The organism is Streptomyces sp. NPDC045678 (assembly GCF_056432085.1).
In genome coordinates, this window is record NZ_JBWKJS010000001.1 from 497,066 (window position 1) to 513,562 (window position 16,497).

Annotated in this window: 13 protein-coding genes; 5 read left to right on the plus strand and 8 right to left on the minus strand. The window is 72.4% G+C overall.

Annotation, left to right across the window (positions count from 1 at the left end; genetic code table 11):
- Positions 1-119: 119 nt before the first annotated feature.
- Both AC07DO_RS02150 and AC07DO_RS02155 read right to left on the minus strand, forming a co-directional pair.
- Positions 120-1,154 (minus strand): hypothetical protein, encoded by a 1,035-nt coding sequence (locus tag AC07DO_RS02150; protein ID WP_479056382.1) that lies wholly within the window; start codon positions 1,152-1,154, stop codon positions 120-122.
- A gap of 184 nt (positions 1,155-1,338) precedes the next feature.
- Positions 1,339-2,331 (minus strand): hypothetical protein, encoded by a 993-nt coding sequence (locus tag AC07DO_RS02155; RefSeq protein WP_479056384.1) that lies wholly within the window; start codon positions 2,329-2,331, stop codon positions 1,339-1,341.
- Positions 2,332-2,468: 137 nt separating this feature from the next.
- Between AC07DO_RS02155 and AC07DO_RS02160 the strand changes: the two genes are divergently transcribed.
- Positions 2,469-5,093 carry a valine--tRNA ligase gene (locus AC07DO_RS02160; protein ID WP_479056385.1) on the plus strand — a complete coding sequence of 875 codons (2,625 nt, stop codon included), beginning with the start codon at positions 2,469-2,471 and terminating at the stop codon, positions 5,091-5,093.
- A gap of 56 nt (positions 5,094-5,149) precedes the next feature.
- Here the strand turns inward: AC07DO_RS02160 and AC07DO_RS02165 are convergent, their stop codons facing one another.
- The 5 genes from AC07DO_RS02165 to AC07DO_RS02185 form a co-directional block, all read right to left on the minus strand.
- On the minus strand, positions 5,150-6,499 hold the full coding sequence (locus tag AC07DO_RS02165) for a glycosyltransferase family 2 protein (protein ID WP_479056386.1): 1,350 nt from the start codon (positions 6,497-6,499) through the stop codon (positions 5,150-5,152).
- 157 nt (positions 6,500-6,656) lie between these two features.
- Positions 6,657-7,808, minus strand: a complete 1,152-nt coding sequence (gene wecB / locus AC07DO_RS02170; RefSeq protein WP_479056387.1) for a non-hydrolyzing UDP-N-acetylglucosamine 2-epimerase — start codon at positions 7,806-7,808, stop codon at positions 6,657-6,659.
- A gap of 235 nt (positions 7,809-8,043) precedes the next feature.
- Entirely contained in the window at positions 8,044-8,727 is a 684-nt protein-coding gene (locus AC07DO_RS02175; RefSeq protein WP_479056389.1) for a response regulator transcription factor, read from the minus strand.
- The gene (locus AC07DO_RS02180; RefSeq protein ID WP_479056391.1) at positions 8,724-9,896 is read right to left on the minus strand and encodes a sensor histidine kinase; all 1,173 of its coding nucleotides are present in this window, start codon (positions 9,894-9,896) and stop codon (positions 8,724-8,726) included. The genes AC07DO_RS02175 and AC07DO_RS02180 overlap by 4 nt, the downstream gene beginning before the upstream one ends.
- A 4-nt stretch (positions 9,897-9,900) precedes the next feature.
- The gene (locus AC07DO_RS02185; protein ID WP_479056393.1) at positions 9,901-10,653 is read right to left on the minus strand and encodes a hypothetical protein; all 753 of its coding nucleotides are present in this window, start codon (positions 10,651-10,653) and stop codon (positions 9,901-9,903) included.
- Positions 10,654-10,833: 180 nt separating this feature from the next.
- Between AC07DO_RS02185 and AC07DO_RS02190 the strand changes: the two genes are divergently transcribed.
- On the plus strand, positions 10,834-11,994 hold the full coding sequence (locus AC07DO_RS02190; protein WP_479056394.1) for a sensor histidine kinase: 1,161 nt from the start codon (positions 10,834-10,836) through the stop codon (positions 11,992-11,994).
- A 744-nt stretch (positions 11,995-12,738) separates the two neighbouring features.
- On the opposite strand, the gene AC07DO_RS02195 is transcribed toward AC07DO_RS02190, so the two are convergent.
- Positions 12,739-13,755, minus strand: coding sequence for a rod shape-determining protein (locus AC07DO_RS02195; RefSeq protein ID WP_479056395.1), 1,017 nt, complete (start codon positions 13,753-13,755; stop codon positions 12,739-12,741).
- A 166-nt stretch (positions 13,756-13,921) separates the two neighbouring features.
- Here AC07DO_RS02195 and folC point away from each other — a divergent pair, with 166 nt between their 5' ends.
- The 3 genes from folC to ndk all read left to right on the plus strand — a co-directional run bounded on the left by folC (position 13,922) and on the right by ndk (position 16,302).
- Positions 13,922-15,445, plus strand: coding sequence for a bifunctional tetrahydrofolate synthase/dihydrofolate synthase (gene folC / locus AC07DO_RS02200; protein WP_479056396.1), 1,524 nt, complete (start codon positions 13,922-13,924; stop codon positions 15,443-15,445).
- A 6-nt stretch (positions 15,446-15,451) separates the two neighbouring features.
- Positions 15,452-15,817 carry a DUF4233 domain-containing protein gene (locus AC07DO_RS02205; RefSeq protein WP_479056397.1) on the plus strand — a complete coding sequence of 122 codons (366 nt, stop codon included), beginning with the start codon at positions 15,452-15,454 and terminating at the stop codon, positions 15,815-15,817.
- Positions 15,818-15,888: 71 nt separating this feature from the next.
- Positions 15,889-16,302, plus strand: a complete 414-nt coding sequence (gene ndk / locus AC07DO_RS02210) for a nucleoside-diphosphate kinase (protein ID WP_150218669.1) — start codon at positions 15,889-15,891, stop codon at positions 16,300-16,302.
- Positions 16,303-16,497: the final 195 nt, after the last annotated feature.

Consider the following 16,497-nt stretch of genomic DNA (forward strand, 5'->3'; position numbering starts at 1 on the left):
TTCCCCTCCGAAAACGCTCAGGTGTTGCCGCCATCCTGACGCAACAGGGCCCGGCCGCATGACCGGGCCCTGCTGTGCGGACACCGCCGGGCCCGGAGAGGCCCGACAGGTGCCGGATGTCAGATCTTCACGCGGACTTCGCCGCGGAACTTGGCCGTGGTGCCCGCCGACTCGTCGAGGTCGACGGCCGTGCCGGACAGCGCGCTGGCGACGTCCGTGGTGACGACGTAGCCGAGGGTGCTGTGGTCGCCCCAGATGCAGGTCGCCGCGGACATCTTGCTCGGACCGCCGGACCCCGCCGTGGAGCCGGAGGTGCCCGCGCCGGCCCCCAGGTCGACCTTCATCTCCTGGCACTTCAGGACGGCGCCGTCGAGCCCGTCCGGCTTGTACTCCTTGGGCTCGCCGACCAGCGTGACGCTCTGGCCGCCGCTCGCGCCCGCCTCGTTCTTCTCCTTGGCGTTGGTGAACATGTGGTCCACGACGCCCTCCGGGTCCGCTATGTCGCCGTAGACGCCGCCGAAGGTCAGCACCTTCTGCGCCATCGGGTTGTCCTTGCTGCCCGACTGGTACTGGGCCTGCACGTCCTTGGGGTTCTTCACCCCGGCCGCCTCGGCCTTGTCGAGGTCGATGCTGTTCAGGCCGCCGGAGCGGGCCTCGTCCTTCTTGTAGTCGCCCATGACGAGCGACGGCGTCGTCAGCTTGTGCGGCCCGTCGTCCTTGATGCCGGAGTCGTCACCCCCGCCGCCGGCCACGTTCGAGGAGTCGCCGCCCTTCTTGCCGCCCTCGTCGTCGCCGCCCGCGAAGACGAAGTAGCCGCCGACAGCCGCGGCGGCGACCACGGCGACGGCGGCGATGATCAGCCCGGTCTTCTTCTTGCCGCCACCGGGGGGCGGGGGCGGTACCTGCCCGTAGGGGGCCTGCGGCTGCTGGCCGTACGGAGGCTGGGGCTGTTGCCCGTAGGGGCCCGGCTGCTGGGGCTGGCTGTAGCCGCCCTGCTGGGGAGCCTGCTGCGGGGCCTGCGGGGGGTACCCGTAGCCGGGCTGGGGCGCCTGCGGCGGCTGGCCGTAGGGGCCGGGCTGCTGCGGCTGCTGGCCGTACGGCCCGGGCTGCTGGGGCTGCTGCCCGCCGTACGGGCCCGGCTGGTTGTAGCTCATTGCTGGGGTTCCCTCCCAATGCTTACGTGTTCCGAACATCCTGGCGGATGGACGCGCGGGGTCGGGCGGCCGGACGAGATCGATGCGGAGTTGTTGAAGGGCTGTTCCAGAGGACGGACGTACGAGGGGCCCGGGGCGGATCATCCGCCCCGGGCCCGGCTCCCTCGCGCTGCGCGTCCGCTCGCTACACCTTCACGCGCGCGGCCTTGCGCAGCTCGGCGGCGAAGGACGCGACCTCGTCCGTGGCCATGCCGCCACCGCCCTTCATCATCGCTGCCACGTCCACGCCGAAGACGATGCCGTATGTGCTGTGATCAGCCCATATGCAGATCGGAAGCTTCGTCTCCTTGCCGTCCTCGGCGATGCTCGCGGTCTGGCACTTCATGATCGCGTTGTCGAGTCCTTCGGGCTCCACCGCCTCGGGGCTGCCGACGAGATCGAACTTCTCGTCCGATTCGCCGTCCGCCTCGCCCGACTCCTTCTTCGCGTTCTCGTCGGCCTTGGCGAAGCCGTCGTCGATGGCCTTCTCCGGGTCCTCGATCTCGCCGTACATGCCCTGGAAGCTCATCTGCTTCCCCTTGAAGGCTTCACCGAACTCGTACGCCGCCGCCACACTCTCCGGGTTCTTGATGCCGATCTCCTCGGCGTTCTTCTTGTCGCCGGAGCCGAGCGGGCCGTCGTCGGGGGCACCCGACTCGTCGCCCTTCTTGTACTTGCCCACGGAGGCCGGCGGCACCAGCTTGTGCGCGCCGTCGTCCTCGACCGAGGCCGAGCCGCTGTCGCCGCCGAAGACGAAGTACGCGCCGACGGCGGCGGCCGCGACCACGGCGACCGCGCCGATCACGAGCCCGGTCTTCTTCTTTTTGCCGCCGCCTTGGGGCGGCTCCGGGTACGGGGCCTGCCCGTAGGGGCCGGGCTGCTGGGGCTGGCTGTAGCCGCCCTGCTGGGGCGGCGCCTGGGGCGGTGCCTGCGGGGGGAAGCCGTAGCCGGGCTGGGGCTGCTGCTGAGGGGGCTGACCGTAGGGGTTCGGCTGCTGCTGCGGCTGACCCCCGTACGGGTCGGGCTGCTGCTGCGGCTGCCCGCCGTAGGGTCCCGGTTGCTGCGGAGGCTGACCCCCGTACGGCCCCGGCTGCTGGGGCTGCTGGCCCCCGTACGGGCCCGGCTCGTTGTAGCTCATTACGTGGGGTCCCCCTCCGAACGCTGATGTGTCCCGGACATCCTGAAGGAAATCCCGGCCCCCTGGACCCCCCGGCCGCAAGCGATGTCGAACATTCCGGTTTCGGGACCGCTCCGTCACCCCTCTAAACTGGCCGCGTGACCGAGAACGCTCAGCAGCAGCCCCCAGCGACCACTCCCGAACTGCCGACCCAGTACGCGCCGGCCGAGGTAGAGGGGCCGCTGTACGAGCGCTGGGTGGAACGGGGTTACTTCTCGGCCGACGAGAAGAGCGAGAAGCCGCCGTACACCGTCGTCATCCCCCCGCCGAACGTCACCGGCGCGCTGCACCTGGGCCACGCCTTCGAGCACACGCTGATCGACGCCCTCACGCGCCGCAAGCGCATGCAGGGCCACGAGACGCTCTGGCAGCCCGGCATGGACCACGCGGGCATCGCCACCCAGAACGTCGTGGAGCGCGAGCTCGCCAAGGAGGGCAAGTCCCGCCACGACCTGGGGCGCGAGGCGTTCATCGAGCGCGTCTGGCAGTGGAAGGGCGAGTCCGGCGGCCAGATCTCCGGCCAGATGCGCCGCCTCGGCGACGGCGTGGACTGGGAGCGTGAGCGCTTCACCATGGACGAGGGCCTCTCGCAGGCCGTCCAGACCATCTTCAAGAAGCTCTACGACGACGAGCTGATCTACCGCGCCGAGCGCATCATCAACTGGTGCCCGCGCTGTCTGACGGCGATCTCGGACATCGAGGTCGAGTACCAGGACGACGACGGCGAGCTCGTCTCGATGAAGTACGGCGAGGGGGACGACACCATCGTCGTCGCCACCACCCGCGCCGAGACGATGCTCGGTGACACCGCCGTCGCGGTCCACCCGGAGGACGAGCGGTACAAGCACCTGGTCGGCAAGCAGATCAAGCTGCCGCTGACCGACCGCACGATCCCCGTCGTCGCCGACGAGCACGTCGACCCCGAGTTCGGCACCGGCGCCGTCAAGGTGACCCCGGCGCACGACCCGAACGACTTCGAGATCGGCCGGCGCCACGACCTGCCGAACATCGCGGTCATGGACGAGCACGCGGTCATCACGGTCCCCGGCCCCTTCCAGGGCCTGGACCGCCTGGAGGCCCGCTCCGCGATCGTCGGCGCGCTGCGCGCCGAGGGCCGCATCGTCGCCGAGAAGCGTCCGTACACGCACTCCGTCGGCCACTGCTCGCGCTGCAAGACCACCATCGAGCCGCGCCTGTCGATGCAGTGGTGGGTCAAGGTCGGCCCGCTCGCCAAGGCCGCCGGTGACGCGGTCCGCGACGGCAAGGTCAAGATCCACCCGCAGGAGATGGAGAAGCGGTACTTCGACTGGGTCGACAACCTCCACGACTGGTGCATCTCGCGCCAGCTCTGGTGGGGCCACCGCATCCCGGTCTGGTACGGCCCGAACGGCGAGGTCGTCTGCGTCGGACCCGACGACGAGGCGCCCACCGGCGAGGGCTGGACGCAGGACAACGACGTGCTCGACACGTGGTTCTCGTCGGGCCTGTGGCCGTTCTCCACGCTCGGCTGGCCCGAGGAGACCGAGAGCCTCGCGAAGTTCTACCCGAACTCCGTCCTGGTCACCGGCTACGACATCCTCTTCTTCTGGGTCGCCCGGATGATGATGTTCGGCCTGTACGCGATGGACGGCACCCCGCCGTTCCACACGATCGTGCTGCACGGCATGGTCCGCGACCAGTTCGGCAAGAAGATGTCGAAGTCCTTCGGCAACGCGGTCAACCCGCTGGACTGGATGGACAAGTACGGCTCGGACGCCCTGCGCTTCACGCTCGCCCGCGGCGCCAACCCCGGCACCGACGTGCCGATCGGCGAGGACTGGGTCCAGGGCTCGCGCAACTTCGCCAACAAGATCTGGAACGCCACGCGCTTCGCGATGATGAACGGCGCGACGATCGAGGGCGACCTGCCGCCGGTCGAGCAGCAGTCCGCCACGGACCGCTGGGTGCTGTCCCGCCTCAACGCGACGGTCGCCGAAGTCGACGCGCTCTACGACGACTTCCAGTTCGCCAAGCTCTCGGACGCCCTTTTCCACTTCGCGTGGGACGAGGTCTTCGACTGGTACGTCGAGCTGTCCAAGACGACGTTCATGGCGGGCGGCGACGGCGCGAAGGTCTCGGCGCGCGTCCTCGGCGAGGTCCTCGACGTCACGCTGCGGCTGCTCCACCCGATCGTCCCGTTCGTGACGGAGACGCTCTGGACGGCGCTGACCGGCCGCGAGTCGATCGTGATCGCCGACTGGCCGCTCGACAGCGGCTTCCGCGACGCGGCCGCCGAGCGCGAGATCGAGACGCTCCAGCAGGTCATCACCGAGGTCCGCCGCTTCCGCGCCGACCAGGGCCTGCAGCCGGGCCAGAAGGTCCCGGCCCGCCTCACCCTGGACGGCACGACGCTGGCCCCGCACGAGGCCGCGATCCGCCAGCTCCTGCGTCTCCAGCCGGAGGGCGACGCCTTCACGGCGACGGCGACGCTGCCGGTGTCGGGCGCCACGGTCGCGCTCGACCTGTCCGGCACGATCGACGTGGCGGCCGAGCGCAAGCGCCTCGCCAAGGACCTCGCCGCCGCCGAGAAGGAGAAGGCGCAGGCCGAGGCGAAGCTGGGCAACGAGGCGTTCCTCGCCAAGGCGCCGGACAACGTGGTCGACAAGATCCGCGGCCGCCTCACCAAGGCGGAGGCCGACATCGTCCGCCTGCAGGCACAGCTGGAGGCCCTGCCGGCCGCGTGACGGCACGCAGTCGAAGGCCCCGGGACCGGTAGCGGTCCCGGGGCCTTCGCGTACGTCTAGGCCTCCGTGGCCACCGGCCCCGTGCCCAGCGCCTCCGCGTTGCGCCGCGTCTTCGCCCAGCCGTTCCTGCCCCGCAGCACGCGCAGCAGCCCGCGCGTCGCGACGACGAAGACGTGGTAGGCGTACAGCCAGAGCGCGAAGCCCCACAACAGGCCCTTGAGCCGGGAGTGTCCGGGCGCGAAGTCCCTGCGGTAGACCGGGCCCCACAGCGCGAACGGCAGGATCGAGAGCAGGCACAGGACGAGCACCAGCGGCCAGACGCCGAGCGCCGAGTCCAGCGGGGCGCGGCCGAGCGCGAGGGCGGCCACGAGCAGCACCGTCAGGATCAGGCTCGCCACGTGCGCGAGGGGCTGCATGAAGGTGTAGAGCGTCTCCAGGACGCCGCGCCCCGAGTAGTGGCGCGAGCCGACGATGCGGGGCGCGTACCGCACGCACTGCAGGTTGCCCTGCGCCCAGCGGGTGCGCTGGGTCAGGAAGCGGCGGGCGTGCGGGAGGCCTTCCTGGGAGACGTAGGTGTCGGCGATGTGGGTCACGCGGTAGCCGCCCAGGATCATGTGCAGGCCCAGCTCGTAGTCCTCCAGGAGGGCGTCGCGCTGCCAGGGGCGGCGTTCGGCCGCGGCGATCCGGTCGAGTGCGGTGAGCCGGGTGAACTGGCCGTTGCCGCCCAGGCCGACGGAACCGGTGCGGGCGCGCAGCAGCTGCATGCCCGCGTTGGAGACGGCGAACTCCATGTCCTGCATACGGACGAGGAGCCGGGCGCCGGCGTTGAGGACCCGGCCGCGCCCGGGCAGCGGCCGCGGCTCGTCCACGTTCCGCATCCGCACGCTGACCTGCACGCCGCCCGTCTCGGGGTCGCCGAAACCGGCGGGCCCGCTGACGGCGGCCAGTGCGCCGGGAGCGAGGTGCCCGTCGGCGTCCACGACGCACACGACGACCCGGGAGCGGTCGGTGTCGGCGGGCAGGAAGTCGTCGAGCTCGGCGTAGGCGGCGTTGAGGGCCGCGCCCTTGCCGATCCGGGCGTCGGGCCTGCGGCGCGAGACGAGGTGGACCCGGACGTCGTCCTCGGCGAGCGCGGCGACGACGGAGGCCGTGCGGTCGTCGCTGGCGTCGTCGACGACCCAGACGTGGGCGGCGGGGAAGTCGGCCCGCAGGCGGGTCACGGTGGCGCCGACGACGGTCTCCTCGTCGCGGCAGGGCACGAAGAAGTGCCACGCGAAGGCGCCGGGGTCACCGGCTTCGTGGGCGGGCCGGCGCAGATAGGAGTACCGGGCGCCCGCCCAGTAGAGGAGGAAGCAGCCGAGGAGGACGAAGGGGAAGAGGAAGAGGAACCGGTCGGGGGTGAGCATGGGGGTCTGGGGTCCTGGGGGGGCGTAGGGCTGGAGGTCGGGGGGCGAGGGCGGGGCGGGGGCTGGTGGTTGCCAGGGCGGTGGCGGCGGTGGTGGCGGTGCCGGGTGCCGCCGGTGTCGCCCGTCACGCGGCCGCGCCGTCGCGGCCGCGTGACGGTCAGGCCGCTGCCGGCAGCGGGGTGGACGAGGTTCGGTCGGCCACCAGGTCCGCCAGGAGCGTGACGATGCGCCGGGAGGCCCGCGCGTCCCCGAAGGGGCTGGGAGTGGCGGCGAGCCTGAGCAGGCCCGCCCGGCCCTCGGCGAGCACCCGCCGCGCCGCACGCCCGACCTCGGGGCCCGGCTCGACGAGCTCGGCGAACCCCGCGGCCACGGCCTCGGGCCGCTCCGTGGACCGGCGCACCACCACGAGCGGCCGCCCGAGGACGGTGACCTCCTCCTGCACGCCGCCGGAGTCCGAGACGAGCAGCGCCGCGTGACGGGCGAGCGCGAGGAACTCCCCGTACCCGATGGGCGGCAGGAGCGTGAGCGCCGAGAGGAGCCCGTCGAGCCCGGCGGCCTCGGCGCGGGCACGGGTGCGCGGGTGCAGCGGGACGAGGACGGGCAACCGCTCGGCGAGGGCGGCCAGTTCGGTCAGTACGGCCCGGAGCGCGGCGGGGTCGTCGGTGTTCTCGGGCCGGTGGACGGTGGCGAGGACGTACGAGTCGGGGGTGAGCCCGTGCCCGGCGAGGAGCGCGGCGCGCTCGGCCTCGGAGGGCAGCGCGTCGCGGACGGCCTCCACGACGGTGTTGCCGGTGACGGCGATCCGCTCGCCGGGGACCGACTCGGCGATGAGGTTGGCGCGGTTGTCCTCCGTGGCGGCGCACAGGACATCGGAGAGCTGGTCGATGAGGACGCGGTTGTGCTCCTCGGGCATGGCGCGGTCGTGGCTGCGCAGGCCCGCCTCGATGTGGACGAGGGGAATGCCGCGGGCGTTGGCGGCGAGGGCGCCGGACAGCGCTGCGTTGGTGTCGCCCTGTACGACGACGGCGCGCGGCGGCCGGGCGGCGAACTCCGCGTCGAGCTGGGCGAGCGCGACGGAGATCTGCACGGCACGCGTCTGCCCGCCGACGCCGGCGAGCAGGGTGGGCTCGGGCAGCCCGAGCTCGGCGAGGAACCGTCCGGACAGGGAGTCGTCGTAGTGCTGCCCGGTATGGATCACACGGGCCGCCGGGCCGAGCGCCCGCACCAGGGGTGCCGTCTTGACCAGCTCGGGCCGGGTGCCGAGGACGACGGCGACGCTGGCGGCGGGACGGATGGCGGCGGTGAACACGCGGGGCACTCCAGGAGGAACGGGACATTGCGGTGTACGTCATGGAGAGTGCGGGGCCACGGTTGCGCTCCCGGATCGCACTTGGTTGCGCGACGGTTGCAAATGGCCGAATTGCCGCTTACGGGCCTTTGGTCCGGGACGTTCGCCCTTCGGGGGCCACGGCAAGGCTCGGGTGGGTCCAGGGGCGCGGGGAACTGCGTGCCCGGCCCCCACCGGCGCGCAGCTGGAGACCCCCCTACAGAGCCCCGCGATACCGGTACCCGACCCCTCGCACCGACTCCACCGGGTCCTCACCTCCGGAGCCTCCCACCGCCAGGCGCCGCCGCAACCTGAGCACCGCGAACTTCACCCGCTCCCGACCGCTCCCGTCCGGCGAGTCCCACACCAGGTCGAGAAGCTGCTCGGTCGTGACGATGCGCCCCCGGTTGCGGACCAGCACCTGGAGCAGCCGGTACTCGATGTCGCTGAGCCGGACCTCCCGCCCCTGCCACACCGCGGACCGCCGCTCCGGCACCATCCGGAGCCCCGCCTCCACATAGTCGCCGCGCCATTGGTCGGGCCGGCTCCTCCGCAGCAGCGCCTCGATGCGGGCGAGCAGCTCCTGCGTGTCGAAGGGCTTGGTCAGGTAGTCGTCGGCGCCCGCGCGCAGCCCCCGTACCCGTTCCGCCGGGCTCGTACGGCCGGAGAGGATCAGGACGGGCAGGTCGGTCATGTCCCGCGTGCGGTCGAGGACCTCCCAGCCGTCGAGGCCCGGCAGCACCAGGTCGAGGATCATCAGGGCGGGACGCTCCGCGAAGAGCAGACGCAGCGCGGCCTGGCCGTCCTCGGCGAGCACCGTCTCGTAGCCGGCCCGGTCGAGGACGGTACGCAGCGCGAGGCCGAGGTCGGGGTCGTCCTCGACGACGAGCAGACCGGTCATCCGCGGCCGGCGGGGTCGGGCGCGGCCGCCGACGCCGCCGAGGCGGGAGGCGCCGTCGGCAGCCGCACCACCACCGCCGTCCCCTCCCCCTCCCCACCGTGCACGGCGACGTGCCCGTCGTGCAGCCGCACGGCGTCCCGGACGGAGGAGAGCCCGAGCCCGGTCCCCGGATACGCGCCGCGACGGGCGTTGGGGGCCCGTACGAACTCGGTGAAGACCTCCTCCTGGAACTCCTTGGGGATGCCGATTCCGGTGTCGGCGACCGAGATCTCCCACCCCGTGCCGTCCGGCTCGTCGTAGGGGTGGGCCGACACCGTCACCGTGCCGCCCGCCGGGGTGAACTTCACGGCGTTGTCGAGCAGCGCGGCCAGCGCGTTCTCCAGATGGCCGCGGTCGGCGTAGGCGGGCGGCCCCGGCTCGTGGTCGTGGACCAGGAAGAGGCCCGCGGTCTCCGCGCGGGGCTGCAGCTCACCGGTGAGGCGCCCCAGGAGCCGGGCCATGTCCACGCGTGCGTACGCCGTCTCCTGGCGGCCTCCCGAGGCGGCCGCCGCCGTCGCGGCGTGCAGCAGCCCGTCGACCATCTCCTGCATGCGCTGCGCGTTGCGCCGGATCGTGTCCAGATACGTGGCCTGCGCCGCGGAGAGCGGCTCCGCGGACGGCGGGGCGAGCAGGTCGCAGAAGCTGAGGATCGTGGCGAGCGGGGTGCGCAGCTCGTGCGAGGCCCGGGCGGTGAACTCGGACCGCTCGCGGGCGAGCTCCCCGAGCGTACGGATGTGGCGCCGCAGATCGGTCTCGCGGCGGCGCTGCTCGGTGATGTCCTCGGCCAGCCAGAGCACGCCGACCCGTTCGCCCGCCACGTCGATGGGCCGTCGGCTGGTCCGTACGACCCGGCCGTCGAGGAAGCGGACCTCGGCCGTCCGTGGAAACTGACGGCGGTTGAGCTGCCGCAGGGAGGGGCTGCCCGCGGGCAGCTGCTCCGCGACGGCCGCGGCGAGGGCCTCGACCGGCGCGCCCGACGACGTGTCGACGTCCTGGAGCCGGGCCAGGTCCACGAGCCGTCGGTTGACGGCCACGACCCGGTTGTCGGCGCCGACGAGCAGCGCGCCCTCGGGCACCGCGGCGAGCAGGGCCTCGGCGACCTGCGCGGTCAGCCGCAGGTTCTGGGGCACGGCTCTAGCCGACGGGACCGGTGACGGTTCCGGACACCCCGGCGCCCCCGGAGGCCTCGCCGGCATCCGCGGCCCCCGGCGCCTCCGTGGCCTGCGCCGGAACCGGCCGTACGACAGCCTCGGGCACCACCTGAGAAGGCGCTACCGGCACCGCCACCGGCGCAGGAACCGGTACCGGCACCTGCACCGGCGGCCCCAGCGGCGTGAAGTCGAGACCGAGCCGTTCGAGTTCCGCCTCGGCCAGCGCGTCCAGCGTCTCGGGATCACCGTGCCGCCAGCCCCAGGCGAGGCTGCCCGGCGTCGCGTCCGGGATCTCCGACGCGGTGAGGGCCACCTCGTGCAGCGGTCGGAGCAGGGTGCGCAGGGCGAGCAGTTCACGGCCGTCGTCGGAGGCGGCGAGGTCACGGGCGGCGCCCGCCTGCCGGATCCACCGCAGCCGGCGCGGCAGCCAGGCGTTCAGCACGAGGCCGACCGGGACGACGAAGAGGGCGACGGCACCCACGGCCACGGCGGTCCGTACGGTCACCGGGTCCATCGCGTCGATGACGCCCGCGACGCGGCGCAGCACGTTGTCGACGCGGCCCCCGACCAGCGGGAGCGGCGCGTTGTGCTGTTGCAGGGCGCGGGGGACGGCGAGCAGACAGGCCAGCCTGTACGCGATGACGGCCGCGGTGGCCCACAGCGCGGTCCACAGGAGGACCCCGGCGTCACCGACGAGCTGATGGGTCCGTCGGGCGGGATTCTGGGCATACCACATGGTCCGATTTGACCCCCGGCACGCGCCGGGAGCGGGCAGCCGCGCCGAAGATACACCCGTTGTGTGCACGCCCAAGTGGTTCGACCGTGTTCATCCGCAAAGCGCAGGCGTGCGGCAAATCACCAAATCAGGGACGTAAGTCCGGTGGAACGGGCCGAAGGACCTTGGATGATGGAGAGCATGCGCACCTTGCCCGCCGCCCAGGCGATTCGCCAGGCGGCGGCCACGGCCGGCCGCCTCGGCGGACGCTGGTCGAGGGAGCCCCGCGCCCTGGACGTCCTCACCGCGCTGAGCGCGTTCGCGCTGATGAGCCTGGACGTCCCCGGTCTCGCCGAGGCGGACAACTCCCTCAACGGCCCGCTGGCCGTGCTGGCCCTCGCGGGCGGCGCGTGCTCGCTGCTCGTGCGCCGCAGAGCGCCCTGGCTGACGTACGGGGTGGCGCTCTGCTTCCTGGGCTGGCTGCACGAGCTGACGCTCGCCCAGTTCGCGCTGTACTCCCTGGGGCGCTACCGGGGCCGTCCGGCCGGGGCGATCGGCGTCGTCGGGTACGTCGCGTTCGCGTACGTGATGTTCAACCTGCCCGGCTGGCCCGTGCACCGGGGGGACACGCTCGGCGAGTTCTCCAGCCTGGTCGTCCCGATCGGGGTGCTCGCCGCGGGCGTCGGCGTCGCCGCGAACCGGCAGGACCTGGTCCGTGCGCTGGAGGCGAAGCGCGTGGAGACGGAGACGCTGCACGCGGTCCAGCGGGAGCGGACCCGCATCGCGCGGGACGTGCACGACTTCGTGGGCCGTGAGCTGACGCTTCTCAGCGTCCGCTCTCAGGTACTGGCGCGCCGGGCCGAGGGCGGCCCCTTCGAGGACGGCTTCGAGGAGCTCTCGGAGACGGCACGCAGCGCGCACCGGATGCTGAACGAGATCATCGTGCAGCGCGGCACGGACGGCGCTCCGACGCCGGGCCTCGCCGCCCTGCCCGCACTCGCCGAGCGCAGCGGCCGCGCGGGCAGCCCCGTCGACCTCCTCGTCGACGAGAAGGCACACTCCCTCTCACCGCTCCGTCAGGCGGCCGTGCACCGGGTGGTCCAGGAGTGCCTGACGAACGCGGCGAAGCACGCACCGGGCGAGCGGGTCTCCGTCCGCGTGACCCTGGACGGCGGCCGCCTCCACATCACGGTCACCAACCCGCTCCCCACCACGGCTCCGCCCTCCGCCCCGGTCTCGGCGGGCACAGGCACGACGGGCATGGCGGAACGGATCAGAGCGGTCGGCGGCACGTTCGAGGCGGGCCCGAAGGCATCCACGTACGAGGTCCACGCAACCCTCGCCACAGGCGAACCAACCTGACGGCCCCCGCCCCGCAGCAACGGAAGGGAGCCACGCCCCACAGCCGCAAGAGAGAGCGCGAGGCGCCCCAACCGAACGGTCCCCGCCCCGCAGCAACGGAAGGGAATCACGCCCACGCCCCGCAGCCGCGAGAGGGCGCGAGGTGATCCAGCCGGACGGCCCCCGCCCCGCAGCAGCGAAAGGGAACCACGCTCACGCCCCGCAGCCGCGGGACGGCGCGAGGGACCCAATCGGACGGGCCTCGACCCGCAGCCGCAGGACGACGCGAGGGCCCCAACCGGACGGCCCCGCCCCGCAGCCGCGAGACGGCGCGAGGCGAACCGACCTGACGTTCCCCGCTCCGCAGCCGCGGGCCGGCGCGAGGGACCCAACCGGACGGGCCGGGACCCGCAGCCGCGGGACGGCGCGAGGCGAACCGGCCTGACGGTCCCCGCTCCGCAGTCGCGGGACGGTGCGAGGTGATCCAGCCGGACGGGCCTCGACCCGCAGCCGCGGGACGGCGCGAGGGGACGTGCCGGGATGTCTGCCCGGAGCACGGCGCGCGGCGCTCCGGGCAAGAAGCAGGACAACGCGGCGCAGGGATGGCGAGGACGGACATCCCGGCGCGTACCCGCCCCCTCACACCGGAGGCGGCCAAGCCCAAGCCCCCGCCCAGCCCAAGCCTCCGCCCCCAGCCCAAGCCCCGCCCACCGTGACGTCCCCACCCACCGCGACGATCCCACCCACCGCGACGATCCCGCCCGCCTACGCCGCCGACATCACCCGCTCGAGCCCGTCGAAGTCCTCCACACACTTCCCGCACCCCATGGCCACGCTGTCCAGCGGATCGTCCGCCACGAACACCGGAATCCCCGTCGCAGAGGCGATACGCAGGTCGAGGGCGGGCAGCAGCGCGCCACCCCCCGTGAGGACGATGCCGTGCTCCATGATGTCGCCGGAGAGTTCCGGAGGGCACTCCTCCAGCGTGGTCTTCACCGCGGCGATGATCTGCTCCACGGGCTCGTCGAGCGCGGCCCGCACCTCACGTGCCGTCAGATCGAGCGTCTTCGGCAGGCCGCCCACCTTCTCCCGCCCCCGCACCGTGAACGTCCGCATCTCCAGGGCGTCCTCACCCGGCACCGGCCACGCCGACCCGATGCCGACCTTGATGTCCTCGGCGGTGCGCTCGCCGATGAGCAGCGCGTGCTCCTTGCGCACGTAGTCGGTGATGGCCGTGTCGAGCCGGTCGCCGCCCACCCGCAGCGACTGGGCCGTGACGATGCCGCCCAGGGAGATCACCGCGACCTCGGTCGTCCCGCCGCCGATGTCGACGACCATCGACCCGCGGGGCTCGGCGACCGGCAGCCCCGCGCCGATGGCCGCCGCCATGGGCTCCTCGACCAGGTGGACGGCGCGCGCCCCGGCCCGCTGCGAGGCGTGCACGATCGCGCGCCGCTCCACGGGAGTGACGCCGCTCGGCACGCAGACGACCATGCGCGTACGGGGACGGCGCCCCGGCACCGCCTTGCGCACGAAGTGCCGGATGAGCTCCTCGGCCGCTTCGTAGTCGCTGATCACGCCGTCGCGCAGCGGCCGGATGGCGGTGATGGACCCGGGCGTCCGCCCGATGGTCTCCTTGGCCTCCGTCCCCACGGCGAGCACCCCGCTCCTGCCGCCCTTGTCCGCCCGCACGGCGACCACCGACGGCTCGTTGAGCACGATCCCCTTGCCGCGCACATAGAGGAGAGTGTTCGCCGTGCCGAGGTCGATACCTATGTCCATGATCGCCAAGTTTGCCCAACGGCTCCCCGAAGCGGAGGGACTTAGGTCCCGAATCGGACGGGTCGAAGGTCCCGACGAAGGTCCCGGCGAGAGACGCGCCCCCGGACCGGCGGGTTCCGACAGGTCCTGACGACGGCTGTCGGTGCCGCTCCGTAGACTGGCGTACGTGAGTGATCTCCCCCCGCGCGACGACCATGCCGACCACCCCGCCGACGCCGACCCCTTCGACGAGATCGTCGATGCCGAGACGGACCGCGACCCCGACCTCGCAGTGATCGAGGCGGGCAGCCGCACCCTGCGCACCCAGGCGGGTCCGCCCGAGAGCGGTGTCCCCGCGCGCCCCACCGACCCGGAGGTGGACCGGGCGCTGCGCGAGGTGGAGACGGAGCTCGCGGGCCGCTGGGGCGAGACCAAACTGGAGCCGTCCGTCAGCCGCATCGCCGCGCTGATGGACGTCCTGGGCGAGCCCCAGCGCGCGTACCCCTCGATCCACATCACGGGCACGAACGGCAAGACGTCCACCGCCCGCATGATCGAGGCCCTGTTCTCCGCCTTCGACCTGCGCACGGGGCGGTACACCTCGCCCCACGTCCAGTCGATCACCGAGCGGATCAGCCTGGACGGCGCCCCCATCGAGGCCGAGCGCTTCGTGGAGGCCTACCAGGACATCAAGCCGTACGTGGAGATGGTCGACTCCCAGCAGGAGTACCGCCTCTCGTTCTTCGAGGTCCTCACCGGCATGGCGTACGCGGCGTTCGCGGACGCCCCCGTGGACGTGGCCGTCGTCGAGGTCGGCATGGGCGGCAGCTGGGACGCGACGAACGTGATCGACGGCTCCGTCGCCGTCGTCACCCCCATCGACCTCGACCACACCGACCGCCTGGGCAACACGCCGGGCGAGATCGCCAAGGAGAAGGCCGGCATCATCAAGCAGGACGCCACGGTGATCATGGCGCAGCAGCCGGTGGACGCCGCGCAGGTCCTGCTGAAGAAGGCCGTCGAGGTCGACGCGACGGTCGCCCGCGAGGGCCTGGAGTTCGGTGTCGTCGCCCGTCAGGTGGCGGTCGGCGGCCAGCTCCTGACGCTCCGCGGCCTCGGCGGGGAGTACGAGGAGGTGTTCCTGCCGCTGCACGGCGAATACCAGGCGCACAACGCCGCGGTGGCGCTCGCCGCCGTGGAGGCGTTCTTCGGCATCGGCTCGCAGCACGCGCGCCCGCTGGACATCGACGCGATCCGCAAGGCGTTCGCGACGGTCTCCTCGCCGGGCCGGCTCGAAGTGGTGCGCCGTTCGCCCACCGTCGTCCTCGACGCCGCGCACAACCCGGCCGGTGCCCGCGCCACCTCCGCCGCGATCAGCGAGGTCTTCGACTTCAGCCGCCTCATCGGCGTGGTCGGCGCGAGCGACGACAAGGACGTGAAGGGCCTCCTGGAAGCCTTCGAGCCGATCTTCGCCGAGGTCGTCGTCACGCAGAACTCCAGCCACCGCGCGATGGACGCGGACACCCTCGCCGGACTCGCCGTGGAGGTCTTCGGCGACGACCGCGTGCAGGTCGAGCCGCGCCTCGACGACGCGCTGGAGGCGGCGATCACCCTCGCCGAGGAAGAGGGGGAGTACGCGGGCGGCGGCGTCCTCGTCACTGGTTCCGTCATCACGGTCGGCGAGGCCCGACTGCTCCTGGGGAGAGGCTGAATTCCTGTGCGTACGCTCTGCGCTTCGACGCTGATCGGCGAGTTCTTCGTGATCGGCTTCGCGGGTCTGGTCGCCATGAAGGACGAGGACCTGTCCATGGGCACGGTGTGGACGGTCTGCGGCATCGCGATGGTGGTGAGCCTCCTGCTCTGCGGGATGGTCACCCGGCCCGGCGGGGTGCAGCTCGGCTGGGCCCTCCAGATCGCGCTGATCGCGAGCGGTTTCGTGGTGCCGACGATGTTCTTCCTCGGCGCCGTCTTCGCCGCCCTCTGGTGGGCTTCGGTCCACTTCGGCCGCAAGATCGACGAGGCGAAGGCCCGCTTCGCGGCCATGGGGGAGGGGCAGCCGGAGGCCGGAGGTAACGCGGCGTAGCCGACCCCGGTATCGTGCGGCCCAATCCCACCCGATCGTAAAGATCGCAAGAACACCTCTTGGAGCCGCACATGAGCCAGCGCACCCTCGTCCTGCTGAAGCCCGACGCCGTCCGTCGTGGCCTGATCGGCGAGATCATCGGCCGCATCGAGCGCAAGGCGGGCTGGACGATCTCCGCGCTGGAGCTGCGTTCGCTGGACCAGGAGACCCTGGAGCAGCACTACGGCGAGCACAAGGGCAAGCCCTTCTACGAGCCGCTGGTCGCCTTCATGTCGTCCGGTCCCGTCGTCGCGCTCGTCGTCGAGGGCGAGCGGGTCATCGAGGGCGTGCGCGCGCTCGCGGGGCCGACCGACCCGATCGCCGCGGCGCCGGGCTCGATCCGCGGCGACTTCGGCACGATCGTCCGGGAGAACCTGATCCACGCCTCGGACTCGGAGGAGTCCGCGGAGCGCGAGCTCAAGATCTTCTTCCCGGGCGTCGTCTAGTCCGATCAGCCCCACACATTATTTTCTGACCGCGCGTCAGAAGTGCGCTGTTTCAGCCCGGGACGGCCGAAGGAATTCGGCCGTCCTTTGGCATATGCGCCCCCATTGGGGGAACCCGTGCCTCCGATGGCACGTCTCCAAGAGCGAGGCGGCCCATCATCTGCTGACAATGGCGGAGACCCTAGCGCCGTGTTC